This window comes from Sutcliffiella horikoshii, from assembly GCF_002157855.1.
Lineage (GTDB): Bacteria > Bacillota > Bacilli > Bacillales > Bacillaceae_I > Sutcliffiella_A > Sutcliffiella_A horikoshii_C.
Genome location: NZ_CP020880.1, coordinates 1,804,675 through 1,830,414 on the forward strand (window position 1 = coordinate 1,804,675; position 25,740 = coordinate 1,830,414).

Below are 25,740 nucleotides of genomic sequence, written 5' to 3' on the forward strand. Positions count from 1 at the left end.
GATAATTTGGTTGCTGTAAAGCTTAGGTGGCTGTACACAGCTTGAGGTGATAACTTGAAGGAACCTATAGTAGGAATAGCATTGGGATCTGGTGGGGCACGGGGTTTTGCACACCTTGGCGCACTGAAAGTATTGCAAGAAGAAAACATAAGCGTGGATCTTATCGCCGGAAGTAGTATGGGGGCACTTGTAGGAAGCTTCTATGCAATGGGACATGATATGGATCGCCTTTATAAAATTGCCACTGCATTCAAACGAAAGTATTACTTGGACTTTACTGTACCGAAAATGGGATTTGTAAGTGGAAACCGGGTGAAGGAACTTATCCGGATGTTCACTCAAAACAAAAACATTGAAGAATTAGACATCCCCCTTTCCATCGTTACGACAGATCTGGAAAAGGCGGAGAAAGTAGTTTTAACGAGCGGTCCTATATCCGATGCCGTGAGGGCTAGTATTTCCATTCCAGGAATTTTTGTACCTGAAAAGGTAAATGGCCGTTTGCTTGTCGATGGTGGAGTGGTAGACCGTGTTCCTGCTAGCGTAGCAAAAGAAATGGGTGCGGATATCGTTATCGCAATAGACGTTTCGCAAGTCAAAACGAATGAACCGGTTAATTCGATTTTCGATGTTATTTTGCAAACAATTGATATTATGCAAAATGAGTTGGTCAAACGAAGTGAAACAGAGGCTGATGTCATGATCAGGCCTGCTGTTGCTCATTACAGTTCACGGGCATTTACCAACATTGAGGAAATTATCCGAATCGGTGAAGAAGCAACTAGACTGCAAATTCCCTATATTAAGAAGACGATAGAGGAGTGGAAGGAGAAACAGCAACATGAAAAGTAGATATTTTATGAGGTCCCTGTTAATTGGGATAGTGCTGGCGGTGGTCTTGAATTTTGTGACATTGCCTTATTATGTAACACGTCCAGGTGATGCACAGGAATTAAGACCACTTGTATCTGTAGAAGGCGGGGATGAAGACGAAGGAAGCTTTATGCTGACCACGGTTAAAATGGGAAAGGCCAACATTTTTACGTATGCTTTTGCAAAAGTAAGCGAATACCAAAATATCTTCCCTATTAACCAGATCCGTGCTGAGGATGAAACGGATGAAGAGTATAACTACCGCCAGTTACATATGATGGAAAGTTCCAAGGAAACAGCTATAAAAATAGCTTATGAGAAGGCCGGTAAAGAGGTCGAACTTGTTTCTAAGGGAGTATATGTTTTTAGTGTAAAAAAAGGACTAGCAGCTGAAGGTAAGCTAGATATTGGCGACCGTATTACACATATTGATGGGAAAGAAACAGCTACAGCAGAGGAACTGATGGAAGTGGTCGGGGAAAAATCCATCGGAGACACAATAGAGCTCACTTATGATCGAGACGAGGAAGAAAAAACAACTTCCATTACATTAGGAGAGCATCCGGAAGATCCAGACCGTGCTGGCCTTGGAATCAGTTTATTGACTGATTACGAAATTACGATGGATCCACCTATTACCATAAATTCCGCACAAATTGGAGGGCCATCAGCAGGTTTGATGTTCTCCTTGGAAATATATAACCAACTTCTAGACGAAGACATTTCCAAAGGCTATGATATCGCAGGCACAGGAGCAATCAATGAAAAAGGAGAAGTGCTCCGAATCGGCGGCATCTCCCAGAAAATTGTTGCAGCCGATAACTCAGGAGTTGATATTTTCTTTGCGCCGAATGAAAAAGGTGCAGAAGGCTCCAATTATCAAGAAGCTCTTGTAGCGGCAGAAGATATTAACACATCCATGAAAATTGTACCTGTAGATACATTTGAAGATGCGGTTGAGTATTTGGAGCAGTTGGAAACTAAAAGTGAATAAAGGGAAAACGCCTCACCATTTTTTGGATGAGGCGTTTTTCTTTTTTTAAAGATAAGGAAGTATAAAATCCTGTTGATTTCCGTTCCAGGCGCTTCGCTTGCCTGCGGGCGGCCCGTAAGCCTCCTCACAACGCTTATGGCCACTGAAATAGTCTTTGATGTTAGATTTTATTAAGCCACCGCTGTTGATTTCCGCAAACGGCTTCGATTTCCACCGGGACTTTAAGCCTCCTCGGGCTACGCCCTGCGGGGTCTCAACATTGTCGCTACTCCCCCGTAGGAGTCTCCGCCTAATGCTCCAATCAACAGCGGAGCATTACCAAGTAACTAAAAAGGACCGGGCGGTTTTTGCCCGGTTTTTCTTAGATGGACCTAGCTTCTGTTTCATCGTAGCGTATAGGCGGTTTGGAGAACTCCTGCAACATCCAATCACTCCGAGCAGGCTCTTGAAACTTCATGGCATAAGTATTTGTTGCTCGAATATCCATATCAAGCATTTCATTTTCCACACCAGAAACTTTAGAAAGTATGGGGATTTCCACTTCTTTTTTAATCTGCTTTAAATAGGCCTGTCCACGCTTTGACATCCCTAACAAACGAATATACTCACTTTGCTTAGAAGCGGAAACCTTCAGCATTGTATCTTTTTTCGTATTGGTGAGAAGATGGGTGCACATACGCTGCAGTCTTGTCCAAGTGTATCTTTTTGTTTTTAACTTTGTCATAAATTCATGGAAGGAGGAACTTTCTTTCATCGTATGTATTAACCTATGTTCGAGACCTTCTTCGACTTCGTATACCGCTGAGAGCTCTGAGGGGGTGCTACAGAGTATGCGATATTTAAGGAGTGTAAAGTAATCCTCCCATTGATGAAAACTGCCTACATGCTGCTTATAGTGGCCTAACAGATCATAAGTAGGTTCAGGCACAAACCTTTGGACCTTCTCAATGTTCCCGCTATTGTCAAAAAGATGTTTCCTTATGCTTGTTGCACTAGCAATGGAAGAATCATTGAATTCGGGATCATGATAGCCTGCACCGGTTCGTTCAATCGTGCAAGGTCGCATGGAACTTTTTTGCTCTTGTATCGCTTTCACATAATGAAACCCAAGGATGTTATTTGGTTTCGTCAGATCTAAAACTTTTTCCTTGTTTTCGGTCAACCTTAAGAAGGCCAAGGAAGAGGCTTTTGGAAAACTGTACCCCTGAGCGATAAATTCTTGAACAAACGTATCATATGTTTCTTTATGTTCGTTCATCAATTGAATGGTACGTTCAAAATCTTGAATATTTCCCTGTTCGCTACCAAAGCAAACATTATCGCATTTTAATCCAGACAAAATAGAAATGGAACCACTAGCAAAAACTTCTGCTTTCTGAGTAGCAAATGCGTATGGTAACTCCACAACAATGTCAATGCCGTTAGAAAGGGCCATTTTTGTGCGGGTCCACTTGGAAACAAGTGCAGGTTCTCCCCGTTGAAGGAATTGTCCACTCATTACAGCAATAACAACTTCTGCACCTGTAAGTCTCTTTGATTCTGTCAAATGAAACAAATGCCCATTATGAAAAGGGTTGTACTCCACAATTACACCTAAGGATTTCATCTCACACCCACTCCATCTATATTTCATTCTTCAATTATTTACTTGGATACTTGTTCAAAATACGTTATTATGTCTATAATTATAGTGTAAAGAAAAAATATTGACAAATAAACTTGCGAAAGCTATAATTACTTTTGTTGCCTTGAGGTGAATATCTTGTTGAAATGGACATTATTCCAGTTAAATCAGTTACAACATAAAGGTTTAGAAATCGATGAAACAGTTGATGTAAGTGAAATTACGGCACATAGTGAAATTCGATCTGTCAAACCAGTTCACGTAACTGGAAGAGCTGATTTAAGTTCAAAAAAAGCTACGTTTCATCTAACTGTGGAAGGTAGTATGGTTTTACCATGTTCACGTACGTTGGTTGATGTGGACTATCCTTTTACGATAAAAACAACTGAAACTTATCTTTTTCAGCCTGACGAGTATGAAACGGACGAAGAAGAGTTGCATACGGTCGAAGGAGACGTTGTCGATTTAATTCCAATTATTCGAGAAGCGATTATCCTCGAAGTGCCGATGCAAGTTTTCAGTGACTCTCCCGATAAGGAAGAGGCAGCTCCCCAATCCGGTAAAGACTGGGGCGTCATTTCAGAAGAGGAAACACAGGAAAAAGTGGATCCAAGACTTGCAGGACTGGCTAAGTTTTTTGAGAAAGACAAAGAGTAGACATTACATGATGTAGTAGATGCTCATTTTTTAAGGAGGTGGGAAGAATGGCTGTACCTTTCAGAAGAACGTCTAAAACTGTAAAAAGAAAGCGTCGTACACACTTTAAACTACAAGTTCCTGGTATGGTAGAATGCCCAAGCTGCGGTGAACAGAAATTATCACACCGTGTATGCCCGGCATGCGGTACTTACAAAGGGAAAGAAGTAGTAAATAAATAATAAAAAAAGCATAGGGCTGATGCCTTGTGCTTTTTTTATTTGACTTCCTTTCTAAGTGACTACAAATATCCCCCCACACCCGCCAATAAATAAGTTAAAATAAACACAATACTCCAAAAAAGGTGGTCCGCAAAATAATGACAGAAACGAAAGTCCACACTCACATAGATGAAGACCAATTCTTCTGGTTTACCATCAACCGTCCAGACAAACGAAATGCCATCGATTATGATGTCATGAACGAATTAATATCTTCACTAAAGCAAGTAAGAGAAAACCATGCCATCAGAGCTTTCATCATCACGGGAAATGGAAATCAATCCTTCTGCTCCGGTGGGGACCTATCTGTATTTCACGCATTACATACAAAAGAAGAAGCCTATAGCATGCTTTCAAAAATGGGAGAAATATTATATGATCTCATGACCTTGCCGGTGCCAACCGTTGCTTTAATAAATGGTACCGCAATTGGGGGAGGATGTGAAATTGCTGCCTCATGTGATCAGCGCTGGGCTGTTTCTCATGCAAAGCTTGGATTTGTTCAGGGAAGACTGGGCATAACCACAGGTTGGGGAGGAGCGAGCATGTTAATGGAAAAGGTGCCACATGCGAGTGCAATCAAAATGCTGTCGTCAGCTAGTACATATACAGCAAGTGAAGCAGTGGAGTTAGGCTTTATCCAAAAAGCAGTCTCATTTTTTGATTCTCAGTCATTACGAGAGGAGTTTGCCGTTTCTTCCGCAGTATTAAGAAGCTATAAAAAAAGTTTCATATCTAAGTGGGAACAGTCAGCTTTAAAAGAAAGAATGCTAGCTGAGATAGAGCAATGTTCTATTCTTTGGGAACAAGATGAACATCACGATGCCGTAAAAGTGTTTCTAGAAAACAAGAAAAAATAAGAGAATATAGGGCATTTTACTCAACGTTTAGTCTATCTTTTCTATTACACGCATATGTATAGGGTAAAAAAGTGTGTTAGGGGGATAGCAATATGTCTACTGTTCGTCAAGATGCTTGGACTCAAGATGAAGATTTATTGTTGGCGGAAGTGGTTTTACGATATATACGAGAAGGTGGCACCCAATTGACTGCGTTTGAGGAAGTAGGGAAAAAGCTTTCTCGAACATCTGCTGCATGTGGTTTCAGGTGGAATTCTTATGTGAGAAAACAGTATGCAACAGGAATTGAACTGGCAAAGAAACAACGTAAAGAGCTAAAGAAAGAGCAAGCTGCTCCACAGACGGTTGCCTTTGAAAATACTTATAATGCAATTAATAATAAATTGTATGCAGGTGATAACCTGACGATATCGGCAGTGATCGGTTATTTGAACCATCTGGAGCAACTAGAAAATGAATATACAAAAATCAAAGAAGAGAATTGTAGTTTAAAAAAGAAAGTGGAACAGCTAGAAGCTGACCTTAAACATCTAGCAGAGGCTAAGCTGGAACTGGAATCATCCATGAATTTGGTAGAAGAAGATTATCGTGCTTTAATTGAAATCATGGAGCGTGCCCGGAAAATGGTCGTACTGCAGGATGATGAAAAAAACAAAAAAGTGAAATTCCAAATGGATCGTAATGGAAATTTGGAGAGAGTGGAAAAATAGCACCTAAAGATTGAGACCATCCTTAACTAGGGTGGTTTTTTCGGTTAGTTAATAATAATTATAGTTAAAAGGGTACATATTGAAGTATTAGTTGTATAATGAAAAAGGAATGGAATGATCTGGATGGTTCCTGAAAGGGGAGATATCATGCCTGAAATTCATACTGAGCACCCTGTTCTTCTTTTTGATGGGGTATGTAATTTGTGTAATTCAATGGTGACTTTTGTGATTAAACGTGATCAAAACGCGACTTTTAAATTTGCTTCGCTTCAATCTGAAGTGGGACAAACCATTTTAATGGAGCACTCTCTCCCTTTGGACCAGTTTGATAGCTTTTATTATGTAGAAGGCAAGAAATTATATACAAAGTCTACAGCGGCTTTAAAAGTGGCAAAAAAATTAGATGGCGCGTGGAAGCTTTTCTATCCATTGATTATTATACCTAAACCTTTAAGAGATATAGTTTATTCCTTTGTTGCGAAAAATCGATATAGATGGTTCGGAAAGAAAGATCAATGTATGTTGCCCAATCTGGAAATGAAAAAAAGATTTTTATAGGAGAGGAAGAGAGTAATGAGCACTAAAACACGATTGACAGGCTCGATATTTCTTTCGAAACTAATTACGCAATATGCATTTATTCATGAAAAGACTGTGGGGAAAACAGCCGGAGAATATATTCGCCAAATAGGATTACGAACAGGGGAATGGATCGAGGACTTTTACGGTAACAGAGAAGATGATTGGTCTGTAAACAAATATGCAGAAGTGATTGTAGATTTGAAAAATTCCATTGGTGGGGAATTCTATATCTCATCCATTACTCCTGAGTATGTAATTATAAAAGCGAACCGCTGTCCTTTTGGCGAAATGGTAAAGGATGCTCCACATCTTTGTAATATGACTTCTAGTGTTTTTGGAGGTATTGCCTCGCGAAAGTTTGGCTACGGGAAAGTTGATTTGAAAAAACGGATAGCCGTTGGTGACCTTGGCTGTGAAGTGGTTATCTCTTTTAAAGCAAATGAATTCAGCTATGGGGATGTTTATGAAAATCTACCTCGGACACCTGAAAATGTAGACCCTTTTCAATGGGAAAATGAAACGATTGTGTTGTTAAATGAGGAGCTCCGTAAAAGTGATGAACTGGTCGTCAAGTTATTGGACGAATTGGAAAGCTTGAAAAAACAGGTGCAAACGGGAAGAAATTAATTTATACCAAAGTAAAAGGTAATTGCCTGATTTGCGGCAATTACCTTTTTTAAATTAATCGGTTGTTTCCTCTTTAGTGGAGAGTCTTTCTTGAGCCTTGACTCCTTCTGGATACCACACAAGCGGGTTTTCTCCTAGGTCGCGTTCCACATCATAATGCACTGAAGTGAACCCCATGCGATTCCAGAAGTCAGCTGATTTGACACGTGGGTTCGTTTTGATTGGAAGTCCAAATCCTTTTGCGAAATCAACCAGTTCTTTTCCAAATCCTTTACGCTGGTAGTTTGATAATACTTCTAATTTCCATAACTCTAAATAATCTTGACGAGGTTCAAAATATTTATCAAGCTCTTTGGAAACTCGGTACAGGCTCATCCTTGCCACAAGTTTTTCACCAAAATAAATACCGTAAAATGGTGATTCGCTGTCATTTTCGATAATGTTATCTTGGAGATCTTCCAACATTGATAGTTCTTGTATGCCGTATTCCCTAAACTGTTTGAACTCTTCCAGTGTTTTATAGTTAATTGATAGTTTTTTAACAGTCATATACATTTCCCCCTTGAATATCTCTAATAGAAGCGCTTACCACTATACATATTAAGCAGAATGGTTTATTTTAATATTAATTATATAACAAAAAAACAAAAAATTCTGCAATAATTTTAGAAAGCGCTTGCAATTAAAGAAGGAAATCGAGGAATTATGTAGAAATAGTAGTTTGTTAGGGATTTAAATTGCAAGTTCTTTAGAAAGGGGATTACTCCATGCAAAAAATACTGATTGCTAATCGAGGAGAAATTGCAGAACGAATCATACGAACATGTCAACGATTAGGGGTAGAAACAGTTGCTATATATTCTGACGCTGATAAAGATTTGCCATATGTTCAGCAAGCGACAGTAGCAAGACATGTAGGTGAGGCCCCACCTCAAAAATCTTATTTAAACGTAGAACGAATTTTGGAAATCGCGAAAGAAGAAGACGTGGATGGTGTCCACCCAGGGTACGGTTTCTTATCGGAAAATGGGGAGTTTGCACAAGCGCTCCACGATGCAGGACTGACATTTATCGGTCCAAGTGTAGACGTCATCAAATTAATGGGAGATAAATTATCATCTCGCAGAGCCATGATTAAAGCTGGCGTCCCTGTCGTTCCTGGCTCTGAGCAGCCTGTTGAATCATTAGAGGAAGCGTTGGTTCTTGCAGAGAAGATCGGTTTCCCTGTTATGTTAAAAGCCAGTGGTGGTGGCGGTGGAATTGGAATGCACCGCTGTGAAAACAAAGAGGATATTGAAAATACCTTCGAGCAGACCAAGAAACGAGCGAAAGCTTATTTTAAAAATGAAGATATGTTTATTGAAAAATACGTTGGGAATGCCAAGCATATAGAGGTGCAAATCTTCGGAGATGCCCATGGAAATGTCGTACATATGTTTGAAAGGAACTGTTCTGTTCAAAGACGGAATCAAAAGGTAATTGAAGAAGCGCAAAGTCCTGCTATGAGTGAAGAGACTCGAAAGAAAATTTGTGAAGCAGCTGTTTTGGCTGCCAAAGAAGTAGATTATAAAAATGCAGGCACAGTTGAGTTTATCATGGATGAAGAAGAAAACTTCTATTTCCTTGAAATGAATACAAGACTTCAAGTTGAGCATCCGATAACTGAATGCATCACTGGCCTTGATCTTGTAGAGTGGCAGCTTCAGGTGGCTGCCGGGGAAAAGCTTCCGCTGCAGCAGGAGGAAATCACAAGCACCGGACATGCAATAGAATTTCGCTTATATGCAGAAGATCCAGTCAAATTCTTTCCTTCACCTGGGCTTATTACTAAATGGCACCTTCCAAGTGAAGAAGGAGTCAGAGTGGACAGCGGTTATGGTCTGGATTTAAAGGTAACACCATTTTATGACCCTATGATTGCTAAAATAATCGTTTCAGGTGATACAAGAGAAGCGACAATTGAAAGGGCTAAAGAATATTTAACGGCTGCTTCGGTAGAAGGGATAAAAACGAATCTTCCGTTTTTAATTCGTGCCATTGAGACGAATGAATTTGTCTCGGGTCAATATCATACAGGTTTCATTCAATCGATGAATCCAATTACAACTTAAAAATAATACAACAAGAGATCGGGAGGAAATTAAGATGAAAAAAGTAGAAGCGGCAATGGCAGGTACAGTTTGGAAAGTGTTAGTGGAAGTGGGCGACGAAGTAACAGCTGGTCAAACTGTAATCATATTAGAGTCAATGAAAATGGAGATCCCTGTGGAAGTGATGATGGACGGTAAAGTAGCATCCATCTCAACAGCAGAAGGGGAATTCGTAAATGATGGAGATGTGTTACTGGAGTTGGAATAGTCTTTTACAACGTTGAGAAGAAAGCGGGGATTAAGATGATAAAAACCACCAATGATTTAGAACAAGAGTTTCAAGAAACGGTTGAAACAATCAAGAAGGGCGGAAGTGAGAAGTATCACGAGAAATTAAAAGAACAAAACAAATTATTTGTTCGTGATCGCCTTGCTCTTTTATTTGATAACGGACAATATGAAGAAGATGGACTTTTTGCCAATAATAAAGCAAAGGGTCTCCCAGCTGATGGTGTTGTAACGGCTATAGGAAAAATAAATGGACAAACAGTGTGTGTCATGGCAAACGATTCTACTGTAAAAGCAGGTTCATGGGGAGCAAGAACGGTAGAAAAAATTATTAGAATTCAAGAAACAGCCGAAAAACTAATGGTTCCTATCCTTTATCTGGTTGACTCTGCCGGAGCGAGAATTACGGACCAACTTGATATGTTCCCAAACAGACGTGGAGCAGGGAAGATCTTTTATAACCAAGTGAAGCTTTCTGGAATGGTCCCACAGATTTGTCTGTTGTTCGGTCCATCCGCTGCTGGAGGAGCTTATATTCCGGCTTTCTGTGACATTGTGGTCATGGTAGACGGTAATGCATCCATGTACTTGGGCTCTCCTCGTATGGCAGAGAAGGTCATTGGGGAGAAGGTAACACTTGAAGAAATGGGTGGAGCGAGAATGCACTGCTCTGTGAGTGGTTGTGGAGATGTCCTCGCTGCTACGGAAGAAGAAGCAATTCAGCAAGCCCGTAAGTACCTTGAATATTTTCCTGGCAGTTACCAAGAGAAGTCAAAAGAAATGGATCCAGTAAGCCCTAAAGAAGGTAAGGAGCTAACGGATATCATCCCTGTAAATCAAAATGCTCCATTTGATATGTATGAAGCGATAGATCAGCTAATTGATGCAAACAGTTTCTTTGAAATCAAGAAACTATTCGCACCAGAGTTGATAACCGGTTTTGCCCGTATGGATGGGAAGGTAGTCGGAATCATCGCTAACCAGCCAAAAGTGAAGGGCGGCGTGCTATTTGTAGATTCTGCTGATAAAGGTGCCAAGTTCATTCAGCTTTGTGATGCATACCATATTCCATTACTGTTCCTTGCGGATGTTCCAGGTTTCATGATTGGGACAAAAGTGGAACGTGCAGGCATTATCCGCCACGGAGCTAAACTTATTGCAGCGATGAGTTCTGCAACTGTGCCGAAAATCTCTGTTGTGGTAAGGAAGGCTTATGGTGCCGGACTTTATGCAATGGCTGGCCCGGCATTTGAACCGGATTGCTGCATAGCACTTCCAACGGCACAAATCGCCGTGATGGGACCTGAAGCGGCTGTCAATGCAGTATATTCCAACAAAATTAATGAAATTGAAGATCAAAAGGAAAGAATTGCTTTTGTACAAGAAAAGCACCAAGAATATAAAGAACATATTGATATCTATAAATTAGCTTCCGAAATGATTGTAGATGATATTGTACCTGCAAAAGATTTGCGAAGTGTATTGATTAGTCGATTCCATTACTATTCAAGTAAGCAAATGACATTCAGCCATCGTAAACATCCGGTATATCCGGTATAGTCAACCAAAACATCCAGTGTCCATTTGAGGCACTGGATATTTTTATGGGCATGGTACTTCTGACGAAAAAGAACAGTACAATCCAAAACGATATATTGGTACAATAAAGAAAAACAGGACTAAAGAAGGAGAACCGATGAGAATTGGAATTGTTGGCGGAGGTGCTGTAGGTCTCTTATATGCCTTTCAGTTATCAAAAGTATTTACAGTCACTCTCTATGTAAAACGGGATGAAGCATTACAAACTATAAAGAACCAAGGCATAACAATATCGAATAATGATCATAAAAAGGAAACTAGAAATGTTAATGTCATGAAGTGGGAGAGCGATGTCCCTTTAAAGGATGACTTATACATAGTGGCAACGAAACAATATGGCTTATCTGAGATCCTGCCCGTTTTGGAAAAGTGCACAAAAGATCAATCCATCCTTTTTCTTCAAAATGGGATGTCTCATATTGACATGCTAGCACACATCTCTCATGCCGAGATATTATTGGGGATAGTGGAGCATGGGGTGAAGAAGAATAATGATTGCACTATAATGTGGACAGGAAAAGGTCGTACGAAACTGGCAGGTTATCCTGAAACACAAGCTGATTTACACGCATCTTCTTTTATAAATAAGTGGAGGGATACAATCGGTTTGGATTTTCCGATTGAAGTTTGCGAAGACTTCTATGAAATGATGATGGAAAAATTACTTGTCAATGCCATCATCAACCCCTTGACGGCTATATTTGATGTTCGCAATGGAGAGCTGTTAACAAATCCTTATTTCCAAAAGTGTATGAAGCAGTTATATAATGAAATAAAATTTTTGGTCCAAGTGGAGAAGAGGGAAGAAGTGTGGAATCATATCTGCTCCATTTGCGAGAAAACAGCAGATAACATCTCTTCCATGAAGCGTGATATAAATGAAGGCAGACAAACCGAAGTCGATGCCATATTGGGATTTGTCATAAACTTGGCTAAAAAACAAGGAAAATCAGTACCGTTAACAGAATTTATTTATGAAGCTGTCAAAGGGCTTCAAAACAATGCAAGCAGTTAATACCTCTTATGCAATTTCACCTTGCTTGTAAAATGCAAAAAATAATGAAGTAAGTGAAAAGAGGTATGATGAAATGTCGGGATTTTTAGCAGGAACTTTCGCTACAATCGTTACGCTTCCTATTTTTGCGCTGATTGTGTTTTATTTTATTGCTAAAGCAGTAACAAGGAACAATAAAAGGTCCTTTCATTTGGCGATTGATTCTTCGACGCTTTTTTTTATCTTAGCTGTACACTTTATTATAATCATAATCTGGGAAACATCGCTTTTATCGGTCATTTTAACTGTATTACTAATAATGGCGACAGTGATGGTTTTGACACACTACAAACTTAAAGAGGAAATACATTTTAAAAAGGTGTTCAAAGGGTTTTGGCGTTTAAATTTCCTGCTTTTTTTCCTGGCCTATTTTTGTCTAATGACATTCGGAATAATTAAACGGGTTTTTGATGCATTTGCTTAAGCAATATTTTTTGAAACAATGGAAATCAATGCTATACTCATGGAGATATTAACACATATGAACGATTCAGAAAGGACGTACTTTATGAATGTAGTAGAATTAACGCTCCCTACTATTAATAAGTTTTCCTCCGCTTATTTATCACAAAAGGAGAGCATTCTTCCCTTTTTTACATATAATCCGTTTTCTGTAGAGACATACACACAGAGAAACGATCATTTGAAAAATAGAAGCTTCAGGAGAAGAGAGCTAGCTGCACATCTTCTTGAATTTAATCAAAGGTACCATGCAGATGAACAAACCTTACATAGCATTGAAAAATTAAATGACAGCCGGTCGGTAGTGGTGATCAGTGGGCAACAAGCTGGTTTAATGACTGGCCCAATTTATACTATTTCTAAAATCCTCAGTACAATTAAGCTTGCCCAAGAGCAGGAGCTAAAACTTGGTATACCGGTTGTTCCTGTTTTTTGGATAGCAGGAGAAGACCATGATTATCAGGAAATCAATCATGTGAATCTACCGAAAGATAATGAAATAGAAAAACATGTTTTTCCTATGAAAGAAGCCGGCAAAAAAATGGTATCAGAGCTTCATTATGACAAAAAAAAATTACATGCATGGTTACTTGAAACAATTAATTCCTATGGAGAAAGTCCTTATACAAGGGAGTTAAAAGAAGAATTAGAGCATGCACTGGAGGTATCTGCCACATTTGTGGATATCTTCGCAAGCTTGATTACAAAACTCTTTAAAGGTACTGGTCTGGTATTAGTTAATGCAGCAGATCCTTCCTTGCGTAAACTGGAAACCCCTTATATGCAACAACTACTATTGAAGCATGGTCAAATTCGCAATGGAATGCTTCATTCACAAAAAGAACTCGAGGAACAAGGGTTTACACCGATGCTCGAGATTGACTCAGAATCCATGAATATATTCTTCCACCAAAACGGTGAACGCGAGCTCCTATATTGGGATGAAACGAAGCAGATTGCTTATTTAAAGGATTCAAACCATCAGTTTACAGTGGAACATTTAAATAAGTTGATGGAAGAACAACCTGAAAACTTCTCCAATAATGTTGTAACTAGACCGCTGATGCAGGAGTTTATGTTCCCCACCCTTGCTTTTATCGGAGGTCCGGGTGAAATCAGCTACTGGGCTGAACTTGGTCGATGTTTCCGTGCCATGGATCTTGAAATGCCGCCTGTTGTACCAAGAATATCTTTGACTTTATTGGAAAGGCACATTGATCGAACATTACTCGAATTGAATGAAAACATTGAAGATGTGGTGGAAAAGGGGCTGGAGGAAAAAAGGAAAGCCTGGTTGTATAAGCAAGAACTTGAAACAATAGAAGCTACCTTGGCGTCTTATCGTGAACAATATGCAACTATTCATGATCAATTCCGACAAGTGGGTAATACTACGTTGCCGCATCTTCGAAAGACATTTGAGAAGAATTGGAATCTGATTGATAAACAATTCACTTATATCCATCGTTTAATAGAGCGTTCAGCATATGAAAAACATGAAAATATGATGAACAAATATGAACGTGTCGAACTCGCAGTCTTGCCTAAAGGTATGCCGCAAGAGAGAGTATGGAATATCTATTATTTCCTTAACAAGTATGGCCTGGATTTTGTCCAAAGACTATCTGAATTGCCATTGGAGCATAACGGAAAGCATAAAATAATAAAACTTTAAGAAAACAGCGGGTAAAATCCTGCTGTTTTTTTATATTCTTTTTCTGACAATCACCAATAAAGAAGGGAGTCGTAAACGAACATATACTGAAGAATGGTAGCCTATTGTGTTTGTCCGGGGTCAAAAAGAGCCAAGTTTGACCTAAATTCGTCCTTTTGTCAAAAAATGTTGTAAAAAGATGAAAAACGAAAAAAAAGTAGGCTTAAAGGATTTTCTTTTAGGGAAGAGAATAGTACAATAAAGTAAGTGGAGAGAAGTGGGGGATTGTGGGGGAAAGTAGAAGAAAGGTGGGAGAGCCAAATGTTCATGGGGGAATATAATCATACAATTGATGCAAAAGGGCGTATGATTGTGCCTGCAAAATTCCGTGATCATTTAGGTGAAACCTTTGTTCTTACCAGAGGCCTCGATAAATGCCTATTTGGCTACCCGCTCTCTGAATGGAAAACAGTTGAAGATAAACTGAAACAATTGCCACTTACTAAAAAGGATGCCCGTGCATTTACACGTTTCTTCTTTTCTGGTGCTTCTGAGTGTGAATTGGACAAGCAAGGCCGAGTGAATATTGCGACCCCACTTGTTCAGTATGCGCAGCTAGATAAGGAATGCGTGGTGATCGGAGTGTCTAATCGAATAGAAATCTGGAGCAAGGAAAACTGGAACTCATTTGTGGAAGACTCGGAAGACTCCTTCGCAGAGATTGCAGAAAACCTCGTGGATTTTGACTTATAAAAGGGATTTCATTACATCGAATACTAAGAACAGCCTGGATAAAACAAGATAGTCGGTGAGAAAATACCGATAGAAAAGAAATTGCAGCATCTTAGAGGAAAACAGCTTAGAGCTAGAAAGGCGGTGGAAAATGTTTCACCATGTAACAGTACTACTCAATGAAGCAGTAGAAGGTCTTAACATTAAAGAAGATGGCACGTATGTTGATTGCACATTAGGAGGTGCAGGGCATAGTTCCGAAATTGTAAAACAGTTATCAGACAAAGGAAGATTGATCGCGTTTGATCAAGATGACCATGCTCTAGAACATGCAAAGAATGTGTTACATAACTACCTGGACCGGGTCATTTTCATTAAAAGTAATTTTAAGCATCTGAAAGAGAAATTGTACGAGCAGGGAATCACCAAAGTGGATGGAGTGTTATTCGACCTTGGGGTTTCATCTCCTCAATTGGACACACCTGAAAGAGGTTTTAGTTACCATCACGAAGCACCTCTGGATATGCGAATGGACATGAACAGTCCGCTTAGTGCTTATGATGTTGTCAATGAGTGGCCTTATGAGAAGCTTGTAAGGATTTTCTTTCAATATGGAGAAGAGAAATTTTCCAAACAAATAGCTAGAAAAATCGAGGAATATCGAAAATCAAAGCCGATTGAAACAACGCTTGAGTTGGTGGAAATCATTAAAGACGGCATACCTGCTCCCGCTAGGAGAACCGGCGGACATCCTGCCAAAAGAGTATTCCAAGCAATAAGAATTGCAGTAAATGACGAGTTGGGTGTTTTTGAAGATGCTATTCATCAAGCAATTGATGTCTTGAAAGTCGGGGGAAGAGTTTCTGTTATTACCTTCCATTCACTTGAAGACAGAATGTGTAAAGTAGCCTTTAAAGAGAAAAGTCAGTTGCCACAACTGCCGCCAGGACTTCCAATCATCCCGGAAGAATTTCAACCGATACTCAAACTTATCACTAGAAAGCCGATACTACCTAGTGAAGAGGAACTAGAAGCCAATAATCGTGCAAGATCGGCCAAACTAAGAATTGCAGAAAAAGCGAAAGACTAAATATAAAATAATGTAGACTAGGGGGAAAGAGAATGAGTAACTTAGCTCACAAAATTCAGAGGCAGCATGAAGAACGCATACAACAGTCGCCAAAAAGGCAATTGGTCGTAAAGAAACGTTCGAAAATTACTCTTGGGGAAAAAATACTTGGCTATATGTTTATCGGTATGCTGGCATTTGGTTCCATCCACGTTATTACGAACCATGTAAATATCTATCATGTGAATAGCGAAATACAAACGCTTGAAGGATCCATCGAATCGCAATTAAAGGAAAATCGTGAACTTGAACTTCGGGTAGCGGAAGAAAGCAGCTATGAAGTCATTCTTGAAAAAGCGAAAAACCTTGGTCTGACATTAAACGAAAACAATGTGAAGAACGTAGGGAACTAAATGAGTACCTATAACATCGTTCATAAAAAAAGAATTCACTTAGGAGCAGCAATTCTACTCGGATTTTTTGCGTTGCTCTTTTTTCTATTGATTGGGCGATTTTTTTACCTTCAAGCAACCGGAGAAGCACATGGACATAATTTATCAGCGGAGGCCAGTGAAAGATATAATGTCGATAAGACAATAGATGCAACAAGGGGGTCCATTTTTGATAGAAGTGGCGACCCGATTGCCGAAGACACACCTTCCTTCAATCTCGTGGCGGTGTTGGACGAGGCTTTGACAACAGATGATAAGAAACCTCGTCATGTTGTTGATCCAGAAGACACTGCTGCAAAATTGGCCGCTGTCTTAGAGGTTAATCAGAATGAAATCTTAGAAAAACTACAGTTAAATCGTAAACAAGTAGAATTCGGAGCATTGGGCAGAGATCTTCCCTTATCCGTCAAAAAAGAAATAGAAGACATGAAATTGCCGGGTATCGGATTTGTGGAAGGTTCCAAACGCTTTTATTTCAACGGCAAATTTTCCAGTCACGTGGTGGGTTTTGCAAGAGCAAATGATGATGGTGTAGTTTCTGGTGTAACAGGTCTTGAAAAAATGTTAGAGGATGAACTAAAAGAACAGAATGGTTCATTAGCCGTCAAAACAGATAATAAAGGGATTAAACTCTCTATGGACTCAGATGTATCCTATGTTCCTGCAATCAACGGGAAAAATGTGCATCTGACATTAGATAAGACAATACAGACATTTTTAGAAGAAGCAATGAACAACGTAGTAGAGGAATACGAACCGGAACGTATCATTGCAATTGTTGCAGATCCAAAGACAGGGCAAATACTTGCGATGGGATCTCGTCCAACCTTCGATTTAAACACCAGAGAAGGTTTGACGGATAATTGGAATAACGATGCAATATCGTATCGCTATGAGCCAGGTTCCACTATGAAAATCTTCTCCCTGGCTGCAGCCATTGAAGAAGGAGTATACAATGGCTCTGAACTCTATCAGTCTGGTTCTTATAGTCTCCCTAAAGATCCTATTCCTGTGTACGATCACAATAGGTCAGGGTGGGGAACCATATCTTTCGATGAAGGCGTTCAGCGTTCCTCAAACGTAGCTTTTGCTCTACTTGCAGATAAGATGGGGACAGATACACTATTGGAATACATTCATGCATTTGGGATGAATGAACCAACAGGTATAGACCTCCCAGACGAAACAACAAGTAACATTAACTACGATTATTACAGAGACCGCATCTCTACTGCATTCGGTCAAGGGTCGGCTTTTACCCCGATCCAACAAATCCAAGCCGCAACGGCCATTGCAAATGATGGGAAGATGATGCAACCGTATGTGGTGGATAAAATAGTCGATCCAAACACAAATGAGGTTGTATTAGAAAATAAACCGAAACAAAAAGGCACACCTATATCTGAAAAAACTGCTGACAAAGTGTTAGAAGTATTAGAATCAGTTGTGAGTTCAGAGAACGGAACAGGTCGTCCATACAGTATCGAGGGATATAAAGTGGCAGCAAAAACAGGAACCGCTCAAATCCCAGGACCAGGAGGTTATTTATCTGGTCATGGCGAATACATCTATTCTATTACAGGGATGGCTCCTGCCGATGATCCCGAGTTATTGATGTATGTGGCGGTAGAAAAGCCGAAAATTGCTCAACATGAAAACGGAGCAGGTCCTGTATCGGGAGTGTTCAATTCCGTGATGCGTCGCAGCTTACAATATTTGAGCATCCAACCTGATGAGAATCAACAAAACACTCCGAAGAAGAAAAGTGTTGGGATGAAAGTGCCTAATCTTGTCGGTAAAAATATTCAGGATGTATCTTCTGGCTCTAACGGCCCTGAATATGTGATGGTTGGTGAGGGATCAAAGGTATTGAAACAAACCCCTCAACCAGGCCGTGAAGTCATTAAAGGCGAAAGGGTCATTCTGTTAACAGAAAAATCTCCGGCACTCCCGGATATGACGGGATGGAGCCTGCGTGATGTTCGAAAGATATCCAACATACTCAAACTTGAAACCGAGATTATCGGAAATGGTTACGTACTAAATCAGAATATCATTCCTGGAACCCCGGTAGAACAGGGGAACAATCTAGTTGTGGAATTGGGCTCAAACAGACCTTTACCTCAAACGGATGAGCAGGAAGAAGAAACGGAAGAAACAGAATCAGAAGAAGATTCTGAGGATAGTTAACTTAAATGCACTGTTAAAGGCATAGACCTTTGGCAGTGTTTTTTTATGTTAAGAAATATAAAAACAGTTGATTTCCGTTCCAGGCGCTTCGCTTGCCTGCGGGCGTCTGCGCGCCTTCCACTACAATCAACAAGGTAATACCATACACTGAAAGATTGATAAAATGATCTCTCACGGAGTAACTGTAAAAACATAAACATTTAGTCCATTTAATTTCCAGCTGCGGATTGGAGCAAATGGCGAAGACTCCTGAGGGAGATAGCGTTAGGTGGAGACCCCGCAGGTTTGCCGAGGAGGCTCCAGCAGCGCCCCTAGGAAAGCGAAGCCATTTGCGGAAAGGAACAGCGGCGATTAACCGATTGACTAAAATTTTTACATTAAAAGATCTATGCTCGGTTTTTATTACAAATTCTGGGGTTCAAAATAAGAGCTTCTCGTGAATTACAGCCCAATACTATGTTCTAACCTCGTTCGTACAAGCATATATTACTACGAATATTAAAGGGGGTTCATAGGATATGCGGGTATCTCATGTGACGGTTCGGAGAAGGTTGACCATTGTGCTTCTTGTAGGAATTCTACTTTTCAGTATTATTGATTTACGCCTAGGATATGTTCAATTCGCATTGGGGAATATGCTAACAGACCGTGCAAAAGATTCTTGGAGCAGGAATATTCCCTTTGAACCAGAACGGGGAGAGATCCTTGATCGAAACGGGGTTCCATTGGCAACGAATATGAGTGCACCGACGGTTCTAGTGGTACCGAGACAAATTAAAGATCCTAATGACACGGCTGAAAAACTTGCAGCTGTCTTAAATATGTCCAAAGAAAAGGTGTACAAGCTAGTAACGAAAAGTTCCTCTATGGAAAGGATCAACCCTGAAGGAAGAAAGATTTCTCATGAAAAAGCGAAAGAGATAAGAGCATTAGGGTTAAAAGGGGTATACATTGCTGAGGACTCAAAACGCCATTATCCATTCGGTAGTTATCTTTCCCATGTATTAGGTTTTGCAGGGATTGATAATCAGGGCTTAATGGGATTGGAACTATACTATGATGAACAATTAAAAGGAGAAAAAGGATACGTACAATTTTATTCGGATGCAAAGGGAAGAAGAATGCCGGATATACCAGATGATTATGAAGCCCCACAGGACGGTTTAGACTTGAGGCTAACGATAGACTCGAAAGTCCAGACAATCATGGAAAGAGAGTTGGATCTTGCGCAGGAATTGTATAACCCTGATGGAATCATTGCAATAGCGATGGACCCAAATACAGGAGAAATCCTGTCCATGTCAAGCAGACCGGATTTTGATCCTGCTGAATTTCAAAATGTTGCACCTGAGATATATAACCGGAACCTGCCTGTATGGAGCACGTATGAGCCTGGATCAACGTTTAAAATTATCACCCTTGCAGCCGCCTTGGAAGAAAATAAAGTCAACTTGAAAAATGATACCTTTAACGACAGCGGTGCAGCTATGGTTGATGGAGCACGGCTTCGTTGTTGGAAAAAAGGAGGACATGGCCACCAGACATTCCTTGAAGTGGTTCAAAATTCATGTAACCCAGGTTTTGTTGAGCTGGGCCAACGTTTAGGTACCGAAACTTTATTTAATTATATAAAGTCTTTCGGCTTCGGTGAGAAGACAGGAATCGACTTGGCTGGAGAAGGAAAGGGGATTCTATTTAAACCTGAAAAAGTAGGTCCGGTAGAGCTAGCAACTACTGCATTCGGACAAGGGGTATCGGTTACTCCGATTCAGCAGGTTGCGGCGGTTTCAGCAGCAGTGAACGGCGGAATACTCTATACTCCATTTATTGCGAAAGAGTTTGTAGACCCTATTTCAGGAGATATAGTTTCGAGAAAAACACCAGTTGAGAAGAGACGGGTTATTTCAGAGGAAACATCTTCCCAGGTCCGTTATGCACTAGAAAGCGTAGTTGCCCAAGGAACTGGTCGTAATGCTTTTGTAGAGGGCTATCGAGTTGGTGGGAAAACGGGAACCGCCCAGAAAGTTAAAGATGGTCGTTATATGGAAAATAATCATATTGTATCTTTTATAGGTGTTGCACCTGCGGATGATCCCCAACTTGTTGTGTATCTTGCTGTCGATAATCCGAAGGGAACCGTTCAGTTTGGTGGTGTTGTAGCAGCCCCGATAGTTGGGAATATAATGGAGGATAGCCTAAATGCTTTGGGAGTAGAAAAGAGAAAAGGACAAATCGAAAAAGAATTGCAATGGCCGGATGTACCTCTTGTAGAAGTTCCTGATTTAAAAGGTATGACAAAAAAAGAACTTCTCCAGCAACTAGTTACTCTCAAACTTGATATTAGCGGGGATGGGGATACAGTTGTTCAGCAAGCGCCGGCTCCTGGTACAAAAGTGGAAGAAGGGTCGACTGTTAGGGTCTTCATGTCCGGGAAAAGCAAATCTGATGAAGAATAAAATGTAGCTGATTGGTTTAATTTCCCTAAATAGGATAGAATGGTGATTAAGGTAATTTATGAAAATTGTCGTTATCTTTCACCATCTATCCTTAAAGTCTTTCATTCGGCATTTAGGTCTTCAAGTAAGCCAAAGGGGTTTGATTCGTATGAAACTTCAACAATTAATTCAATACCTTCACAGATATGAAGTATCCTCAAAAGTTAACCCTGAGATATCTTCCATTGTCATGGATTCCCGTAAGGTTAGTGAAGGGAGTTTATTTTTTTGTATCAAAGGGTACACGGTAGATGGGCATCAATTCGCGCAGGAGGCAGTGAATAAAGGGGCTGTCGCCATCATCTCAGAAAAGCCATTAGATGTTGCTGTTCCGGTCATCGTTGTTCCCGACACGATGAGGGCAATGGCTATTTTAGCGGATGTATTCTTCCAACAGCCTACACATAAACTTCACTTGATAGGTGTTACCGGTACAAATGGAAAAACGACAACCACACATATCATAGAATCCATTTTCCAACATCATCAGAGAAAGACTGGTATGATTGGCACCATTTATATGAAAATAGGAAACAAAACATATCCTGTAAAAAATACCACACCAGATGCATTAACTTTGCAAGACTCCTTTCACCAAATGGTTGAAAAGAAAGTAGACACTGTGGTGATGGAGGTATCCTCCCATGCACTCCATATGGGAAGGGTGTATGGATGTGACTTTGATGTGGCGGTGTTTACCAATCTTACACAAGATCATCTCGATTATCATAAAACGATGGAAGAATATCGATATGCCAAGTCTTTGTTATTCTCTTCATTAGGAAACTCCTATAATCTTGCAAAGCCGAAGTATGCCGTCTTGAATGCTGATGACCCTGCAAGTGATATTTATAAAAGAGCAACTGCCGCTCAAGTTATAACTTATGGAATAAACGAAACCAGCGACATCATGGCGAAAAATGTGAAGACATCGGCTAAGGGCACCACATTCGACCTCGTGTATGATAATAAAACCGTTCCTATAAATTTGAAATTGGTCGGACAATTTAGTGTGTACAATGTTCTTGCTGCAATAAGCGCCAGTTATGTTTCCAATATCCCCATGGAGACCATCATTCCGGTGGTTGAAAATATGAGGGGGGTGCCTGGACGTTTTGAAGCTATCGAAGCAGGGCAGGACTTTACAGTAATTGTTGATTACGCTCATACTCCTGACAGCTTGGAAAATGTGCTAAAAACGACCAAACAACTTTCTCAAAACAATATATATTGTATTGTAGGTTGCGGAGGCGATAGAGATCGTTCAAAGCGTCCGTTGATGGCTGCAGTCGCAGTGAATTATGCGAGCAAAGCTATATTCACATCCGACAATCCTCGTTCTGAAAATCCACTTCAAATCTTTAAAGATATGGAAGCTGGTGTAAAAGAGAGGCACTATGAAATTGTGGAAGATAGGCGAGCGGCGATTTTTAAAGCAATAGATCAAGCTAAATCCGGTGATGTTGTCCTTATTGCAGGCAAAGGTCATGAAACCTATCAGGTCATAGGGGATAAAGTGCTTGAATTTGATGATAGAAAAATTGCTTTGGAAGCCATACAGTCGAAGCAAAGCTCATAGACTGTTAAGGTGTGTATGACTTTATCCAACAATTAGACCATTGCCTAAGCCTTACAATATCCCAGAAATTTAACAGAGGATAATGAAAAAGTGTTATTTTAACAAGAAATAATAAAAAGATAAAAAAAAGTATTTTCATATCAACCAAAAACCGCTAAAATTTACTTTTGGTATAACATTTAACTTAATGCAATTTCCTAGCTGTTGATTAGAGCACAGGGCGAAGACTCCTCGAAAATGCTACGCATTTTCTTCGTGCGATGTATCGCTGTCGAAGCTTTCCTTGTCCTGAGGGAGGTAGCGCTAGGTAGAGACCCCGCAGGCTTGCCGAGGAGGCTCGCGTCAGCCCCTAGGAAAGCGAAGCCCGGTGCGGAAATCAACAGCGGTGGTTGACCAGAAAAAAATCTAAACGAAAAAACGGGTATTATCTGCCGGATCTAATAGGTGGATAATACCTCTAATCATGAGATTCAAGAGAGGAGGGAATAACGATGGAACAACAGGTTATCTTATTTGCTATCGTTATGTCTTTTTTAATTACTGTATTAGTATCACCAATATTTATTCCCTTCCTGCGAAGACTGAAATTCGGTCAAAGTATTAGAGAAGAAGGGCCACAATCCCACCAAAAGAAAACTGGCACCCCGACAATGGGAGGAATTATGATACTCCTGTCCGTTGCGGTAACAACTCTTGTCATCACAGGCCAATTTGCGGAAACTTCCGTTGAAACGTACCTGCTGCTTTTTGTGATGGTAGGATACGGACTGTTAGGTTTTCTGGATGATTTTATTAAAGTTGTTCTCAAAAGAAACCTAGGGTTGACTTCCTTGCAGAAGTTAATTGGACAGATCTTAATTGCAGTTATCTTCTATTTTGTTTTTGTGCAATTTGAATTCTCCACTGCGGTCAGTGTACCGGGAACAAGCATTTCTATTGAATTAGGATTCTTCTATGTTCTCTTTCTAATTTTTTGGCTGGTTGGATTTTCAAACGCAGTCAATCTGACTGATGGACTGGATGGGCTTGTATCAGGAACTGCTGCTGTAGCTTTCGGAGCATTTGCTATTCTTGCTTGGTATCAGTCACAATTTGAAGTGTCCATTTTCGCTGTTGCAGTTGTAGGTGCGTTACTTGGATTTTTAGTATTTAACGCTCATCCTGCCAAAGTGTTCATGGGAGATACAGGTTCACTAGCGCTTGGTGGTGCTATTGCGACTGTAGCCGTCTTATTGAAATTAGAAATTCTGCTTATTATTATCGGTGGAGTTTTCGTAATGGAAACACTCTCCGTTATTATCCAGGTCATCTCTTTCAAAGCGACAGGAAGAAGGGTCTTTAAAATGAGTCCACTTCATCATCACTATGAGCTTGTCGGTTGGTCAGAATGGCGCGTAGTTGTCACTTTCTGGACAGTCGGGCTGTTGTGTTCGTTGCTTGGAATTTATTTAGAGGTGTGGATCTAATATGAAGAAAATCAACCAATACGACGGAAAAACGGTTCTTGTACTAGGTTTAGCCAAAAGCGGAACTGCAACTGCAGATTTGTTACATAAGTTGGGGGCAAAGGTGATTGTCAATGACAGAAGTCCTTTAGAGGGGAACGAACAAGCTGAATATCTGCTTTCTAAAGGCATGGAAGTTGTTTGTGGTGGACATCCGACATATATCTTTGATCAGAAAATTGATGTTGTTTTTAAAAACCCGGGCATTCCCTATCATAACCCCTTGGTACAAATTGCGACTGAAAAAGAAATTCCCGTTCTTACCGAAGTAGAACTTGCCTATCAAATCAGTGAAGCACCAATTATCGGAATTACGGGATCTAATGGGAAAACCACCACTACCACGCTGATTGACGAAATGCTAGCTGCGGATAAAAAATCACCATTAATAGCCGGCAACATCGGAAATGTATCGGTAGAAGTGGCTCAGCAAGCTACTGAGAAAGATATCATGGTTACGGAATTATCATCCTTTCAATTGATGGGAACGGATATATTCAGACCGAAGATATCTGTCTTTCTTAATCTTTTTGAAGCCCATCTGGATTATCACGGAACCTTGGATGAGTATGGAAAAGCAAAAGCAAAAATTTTCTTCAACCAAACCAAAGAAGATTATGCAGTAGTCAATGCTGACGATGCCCAAGTGATGAAACTTTCGGAAGGAATTCAGCCTTTCATCGTTCCATTCTCCACAAACAAAACAGTTGATGGTGCTTACTTAAAAGATAATTATGTATGCTTTAAAGATGAGAAGATTATCTCTATAGACCAAATTGTGTTGCCAGGAAAACATAATTTGGAGAACATTCTGGCAGCTGTGGCAGCTGTAAAACTTTCAGGAGTCAGTAATGAAGCAATTATAGAGGTGCTTACGAGCTTTTCAGGTGTAAAACATCGTTTGCAGTTCATTGGGGAGCGCGACGGCAGAAGGTTTTATAATGACTCTAAAGCTACGAACATTTTAGCTACTCAAAAAGCTCTTTCCGCATTTGAAAACAATGTAGTTTTACTTGCAGGTGGGCTTGATCGCGGAAACGAGTTTGATGACCTCCTACCTTACATGAGTAACGTCAAAGTACTCGTAACTTTTGGTGAGACAGCGGAGAAATTGATGCGCACCGCTTCTGAAGCTGGAATAAAACAATTAAAACATGTCGATAATGTGGAAAAAGCCGTACCGGTGGCTTATGAAATGTCTGAGAGCGGAGATGTCATTTTATTGTCCCCTGCTTGTGCAAGCTGGGATCAATATAAAACATTTGAGCAACGAGGAGACATTTTTATAGACGCCGTGCATAAGCTTAAATAAGGGCTTGGCCACATGTTCAAGAGGCTTTGTTCTGATAGCTTCCCTACTTAAATGTAGGGAAAGCATACGGAC

Annotated in this window: 24 protein-coding genes; 22 read left to right on the forward strand and 2 right to left on the reverse strand. The window is 40.2% G+C overall.

The window, feature by feature from the left end; genetic code table 11:
- Positions 1 to 54 precede the first annotated feature (54 nt).
- Together B4U37_RS09380 and B4U37_RS09385 are read left to right on the forward strand one after the other, a co-directional pair.
- On the forward strand, positions 55 to 852 hold the full coding sequence (locus B4U37_RS09380; protein ID WP_088018029.1) for a patatin-like phospholipase family protein: 798 nt from the start codon (positions 55 to 57) through the stop codon (positions 850 to 852).
- Positions 842 to 1,867 carry a SepM family pheromone-processing serine protease gene (locus B4U37_RS09385; protein ID WP_088018030.1) on the forward strand — a complete coding sequence of 342 codons (1,026 nt, stop codon included), beginning with the start codon at positions 842 to 844 and terminating at the stop codon, positions 1,865 to 1,867. The genes B4U37_RS09380 and B4U37_RS09385 overlap by 11 nt, the downstream gene beginning before the upstream one ends.
- 361 nt (positions 1,868 to 2,228) lie before the next feature.
- On the opposite strand, the gene B4U37_RS09390 is transcribed toward B4U37_RS09385, so the two are convergent.
- Entirely contained in the window at positions 2,229 to 3,473 is a 1,245-nt protein-coding gene (locus B4U37_RS09390) for a nucleotidyltransferase (protein ID WP_088018031.1), read from the reverse strand.
- 159 nt (positions 3,474 to 3,632) lie between these two features.
- Here B4U37_RS09390 and B4U37_RS09395 point away from each other — a divergent pair, with 159 nt between their 5' ends.
- From B4U37_RS09395 to B4U37_RS09420, 6 genes are all read left to right on the forward strand, one after another.
- Positions 3,633 to 4,148, forward strand: a complete 516-nt coding sequence (locus B4U37_RS09395; protein ID WP_010193031.1) for a YceD family protein — start codon at positions 3,633 to 3,635, stop codon at positions 4,146 to 4,148.
- Between the two features lie 47 nt (positions 4,149 to 4,195).
- The gene (rpmF, locus tag B4U37_RS09400; protein ID WP_010193033.1) at positions 4,196 to 4,369 is read left to right on the forward strand and encodes a 50S ribosomal protein L32; all 174 of its coding nucleotides are present in this window, start codon (positions 4,196 to 4,198) and stop codon (positions 4,367 to 4,369) included.
- 137 nt (positions 4,370 to 4,506) lie between these two features.
- The gene (locus B4U37_RS09405; RefSeq protein ID WP_088018032.1) at positions 4,507 to 5,268 is read left to right on the forward strand and encodes an enoyl-CoA hydratase/isomerase family protein; all 762 of its coding nucleotides are present in this window, start codon (positions 4,507 to 4,509) and stop codon (positions 5,266 to 5,268) included.
- Positions 5,269 to 5,360: 92 nt separating this feature from the next.
- The gene (locus B4U37_RS09410; RefSeq protein WP_088018033.1) at positions 5,361 to 5,978 is read left to right on the forward strand and encodes an RsfA family transcriptional regulator; all 618 of its coding nucleotides are present in this window, start codon (positions 5,361 to 5,363) and stop codon (positions 5,976 to 5,978) included.
- 147 nt (positions 5,979 to 6,125) lie between these two features.
- Entirely contained in the window at positions 6,126 to 6,536 is a 411-nt protein-coding gene (locus tag B4U37_RS09415; RefSeq protein ID WP_245840074.1) for a thiol-disulfide oxidoreductase DCC family protein, read from the forward strand.
- Positions 6,537 to 6,551: 15 nt separating this feature from the next.
- Entirely contained in the window at positions 6,552 to 7,187 is a 636-nt protein-coding gene (locus tag B4U37_RS09420; protein ID WP_088018035.1) for a methanogen output domain 1-containing protein, read from the forward strand.
- 54 nt (positions 7,188 to 7,241) lie between these two features.
- Here the strand turns inward: B4U37_RS09420 and B4U37_RS09425 are convergent, their stop codons facing one another.
- On the reverse strand, positions 7,242 to 7,742 hold the full coding sequence (locus B4U37_RS09425) for an N-acetyltransferase (RefSeq protein ID WP_088018036.1): 501 nt from the start codon (positions 7,740 to 7,742) through the stop codon (positions 7,242 to 7,244).
- Between the two features lie 212 nt (positions 7,743 to 7,954).
- Between B4U37_RS09425 and B4U37_RS09430 the strand changes: the two genes are divergently transcribed.
- The 14 genes from B4U37_RS09430 to murD all read left to right on the forward strand — a co-directional run bounded on the left by B4U37_RS09430 (position 7,955) and on the right by murD (position 25,668).
- Positions 7,955 to 9,298: an acetyl-CoA carboxylase biotin carboxylase subunit gene (locus B4U37_RS09430; RefSeq protein ID WP_088018037.1), complete on the forward strand. Its 1,344-nt coding sequence runs from the start codon at positions 7,955 to 7,957 to the stop codon at positions 9,296 to 9,298.
- A gap of 34 nt (positions 9,299 to 9,332) precedes the next feature.
- The gene (locus B4U37_RS09435) at positions 9,333 to 9,545 is read left to right on the forward strand and encodes an acetyl-CoA carboxylase biotin carboxyl carrier protein subunit (RefSeq protein ID WP_010193042.1); all 213 of its coding nucleotides are present in this window, start codon (positions 9,333 to 9,335) and stop codon (positions 9,543 to 9,545) included.
- A 35-nt stretch (positions 9,546 to 9,580) separates the two neighbouring features.
- Positions 9,581 to 11,125 (forward strand): acyl-CoA carboxylase subunit beta, encoded by a 1,545-nt coding sequence (locus B4U37_RS09440; protein WP_088018038.1) that lies wholly within the window; start codon positions 9,581 to 9,583, stop codon positions 11,123 to 11,125.
- 136 nt (positions 11,126 to 11,261) lie between these two features.
- Complete coding sequence (locus B4U37_RS09445; RefSeq protein ID WP_088018039.1) at positions 11,262 to 12,179, forward strand: 2-dehydropantoate 2-reductase; 918 nt, start codon at positions 11,262 to 11,264, stop codon at positions 12,177 to 12,179.
- Positions 12,180 to 12,252: 73 nt separating this feature from the next.
- Positions 12,253 to 12,642: a DUF3397 domain-containing protein gene (locus B4U37_RS09450; RefSeq protein WP_088018040.1), complete on the forward strand. Its 390-nt coding sequence runs from the start codon at positions 12,253 to 12,255 to the stop codon at positions 12,640 to 12,642.
- Positions 12,643 to 12,699: 57 nt separating this feature from the next.
- Positions 12,700 to 14,355 (forward strand): bacillithiol biosynthesis cysteine-adding enzyme BshC, encoded by a 1,656-nt coding sequence (gene bshC, locus B4U37_RS09455; protein ID WP_157663758.1) that lies wholly within the window; start codon positions 12,700 to 12,702, stop codon positions 14,353 to 14,355.
- Positions 14,356 to 14,655: 300 nt separating this feature from the next.
- The gene (mraZ, locus tag B4U37_RS09460) at positions 14,656 to 15,087 is read left to right on the forward strand and encodes a division/cell wall cluster transcriptional repressor MraZ (RefSeq protein ID WP_010193049.1); all 432 of its coding nucleotides are present in this window, start codon (positions 14,656 to 14,658) and stop codon (positions 15,085 to 15,087) included.
- Between the two features lie 130 nt (positions 15,088 to 15,217).
- A complete protein-coding gene (gene rsmH / locus B4U37_RS09465) occupies positions 15,218 to 16,156 on the forward strand; it encodes a 16S rRNA (cytosine(1402)-N(4))-methyltransferase RsmH (RefSeq protein WP_088018042.1) in 939 nt (312 codons plus the stop codon).
- A gap of 32 nt (positions 16,157 to 16,188) precedes the next feature.
- Positions 16,189 to 16,548, forward strand: a complete 360-nt coding sequence (ftsL, locus tag B4U37_RS09470; RefSeq protein ID WP_010193053.1) for a cell division protein FtsL — start codon at positions 16,189 to 16,191, stop codon at positions 16,546 to 16,548.
- Entirely contained in the window at positions 16,549 to 18,777 is a 2,229-nt protein-coding gene (locus tag B4U37_RS09475) for a penicillin-binding protein (protein WP_088018043.1), read from the forward strand.
- A 518-nt stretch (positions 18,778 to 19,295) separates the two neighbouring features.
- On the forward strand, positions 19,296 to 21,233 hold the full coding sequence (locus tag B4U37_RS09485; protein ID WP_088018045.1) for a stage V sporulation protein D: 1,938 nt from the start codon (positions 19,296 to 19,298) through the stop codon (positions 21,231 to 21,233).
- Positions 21,234 to 21,381: 148 nt separating this feature from the next.
- Positions 21,382 to 22,851 (forward strand): UDP-N-acetylmuramoyl-L-alanyl-D-glutamate--2,6-diaminopimelate ligase, encoded by a 1,470-nt coding sequence (locus B4U37_RS09490; protein ID WP_088018046.1) that lies wholly within the window; start codon positions 21,382 to 21,384, stop codon positions 22,849 to 22,851.
- A 491-nt stretch (positions 22,852 to 23,342) separates the two neighbouring features.
- The gene (gene mraY / locus B4U37_RS09495; protein ID WP_010193057.1) at positions 23,343 to 24,317 is read left to right on the forward strand and encodes a phospho-N-acetylmuramoyl-pentapeptide-transferase; all 975 of its coding nucleotides are present in this window, start codon (positions 23,343 to 23,345) and stop codon (positions 24,315 to 24,317) included.
- A 1-nt stretch (position 24,318) separates the two neighbouring features.
- Positions 24,319 to 25,668 (forward strand): UDP-N-acetylmuramoyl-L-alanine--D-glutamate ligase, encoded by a 1,350-nt coding sequence (gene murD / locus B4U37_RS09500; RefSeq protein WP_088018047.1) that lies wholly within the window; start codon positions 24,319 to 24,321, stop codon positions 25,666 to 25,668.
- Positions 25,669 to 25,740: the final 72 nt, after the last annotated feature.

What these genes read in the sequence shown, in the direction of transcription:
- B4U37_RS09410 (WP_088018033.1), top strand. Translation starts at nt 5,361, where the DNA reads ATGTCTACTGTTCGTCAAGATGCTTGGACTCAAGATGAAGATTTATTG.
- B4U37_RS09415 (WP_245840074.1), top strand. Translation starts at nt 6,126, where the DNA reads ATGCCTGAAATTCATACTGAGCACCCTGTTCTTCTTTTTGATGGGGTA.
- mraY (WP_010193057.1), top strand. Translation starts at nt 23,343, where the DNA reads ATGGAACAACAGGTTATCTTATTTGCTATCGTTATGTCTTTTTTAATT.
- rpmF (WP_010193033.1), top strand. Translation starts at nt 4,196, where the DNA reads ATGGCTGTACCTTTCAGAAGAACGTCTAAAACTGTAAAAAGAAAGCGT.
- B4U37_RS09385 (WP_088018030.1), top strand. Translation starts at nt 842, where the DNA reads ATGAAAAGTAGATATTTTATGAGGTCCCTGTTAATTGGGATAGTGCTG.
- B4U37_RS09405 (WP_088018032.1), top strand. Translation starts at nt 4,507, where the DNA reads ATGACAGAAACGAAAGTCCACACTCACATAGATGAAGACCAATTCTTC.
- rsmH (WP_088018042.1), top strand. Translation starts at nt 15,218, where the DNA reads ATGTTTCACCATGTAACAGTACTACTCAATGAAGCAGTAGAAGGTCTT.
- B4U37_RS09445 (WP_088018039.1), top strand. Translation starts at nt 11,262, where the DNA reads ATGAGAATTGGAATTGTTGGCGGAGGTGCTGTAGGTCTCTTATATGCC.
- B4U37_RS09450 (WP_088018040.1), top strand. Translation starts at nt 12,253, where the DNA reads ATGTCGGGATTTTTAGCAGGAACTTTCGCTACAATCGTTACGCTTCCT.
- B4U37_RS09390 (WP_088018031.1), bottom strand. Translation starts at nt 3,473, where the DNA reads ATGAAATCCTTAGGTGTAATTGTGGAGTACAACCCTTTTCATAATGGG.
- bshC (WP_157663758.1), top strand. Translation starts at nt 12,700, where the DNA reads ATGAACGATTCAGAAAGGACGTACTTTATGAATGTAGTAGAATTAACG.
- B4U37_RS09485 (WP_088018045.1), top strand. Translation starts at nt 19,296, where the DNA reads ATGCGGGTATCTCATGTGACGGTTCGGAGAAGGTTGACCATTGTGCTT.
- B4U37_RS09440 (WP_088018038.1), top strand. Translation starts at nt 9,581, where the DNA reads ATGATAAAAACCACCAATGATTTAGAACAAGAGTTTCAAGAAACGGTT.
- mraZ (WP_010193049.1), top strand. Translation starts at nt 14,656, where the DNA reads ATGTTCATGGGGGAATATAATCATACAATTGATGCAAAAGGGCGTATG.
- B4U37_RS09435 (WP_010193042.1), top strand. Translation starts at nt 9,333, where the DNA reads ATGAAAAAAGTAGAAGCGGCAATGGCAGGTACAGTTTGGAAAGTGTTA.
- B4U37_RS09420 (WP_088018035.1), top strand. Translation starts at nt 6,552, where the DNA reads ATGAGCACTAAAACACGATTGACAGGCTCGATATTTCTTTCGAAACTA.
- murD (WP_088018047.1), top strand. Translation starts at nt 24,319, where the DNA reads ATGAAGAAAATCAACCAATACGACGGAAAAACGGTTCTTGTACTAGGT.
- B4U37_RS09490 (WP_088018046.1), top strand. Translation starts at nt 21,382, where the DNA reads ATGAAACTTCAACAATTAATTCAATACCTTCACAGATATGAAGTATCC.
- ftsL (WP_010193053.1), top strand. Translation starts at nt 16,189, where the DNA reads ATGAGTAACTTAGCTCACAAAATTCAGAGGCAGCATGAAGAACGCATA.
- B4U37_RS09430 (WP_088018037.1), top strand. Translation starts at nt 7,955, where the DNA reads ATGCAAAAAATACTGATTGCTAATCGAGGAGAAATTGCAGAACGAATC.
- B4U37_RS09425 (WP_088018036.1), bottom strand. Translation starts at nt 7,742, where the DNA reads ATGTATATGACTGTTAAAAAACTATCAATTAACTATAAAACACTGGAA.
- B4U37_RS09475 (WP_088018043.1), top strand. Translation starts at nt 16,549, where the DNA reads ATGAGTACCTATAACATCGTTCATAAAAAAAGAATTCACTTAGGAGCA.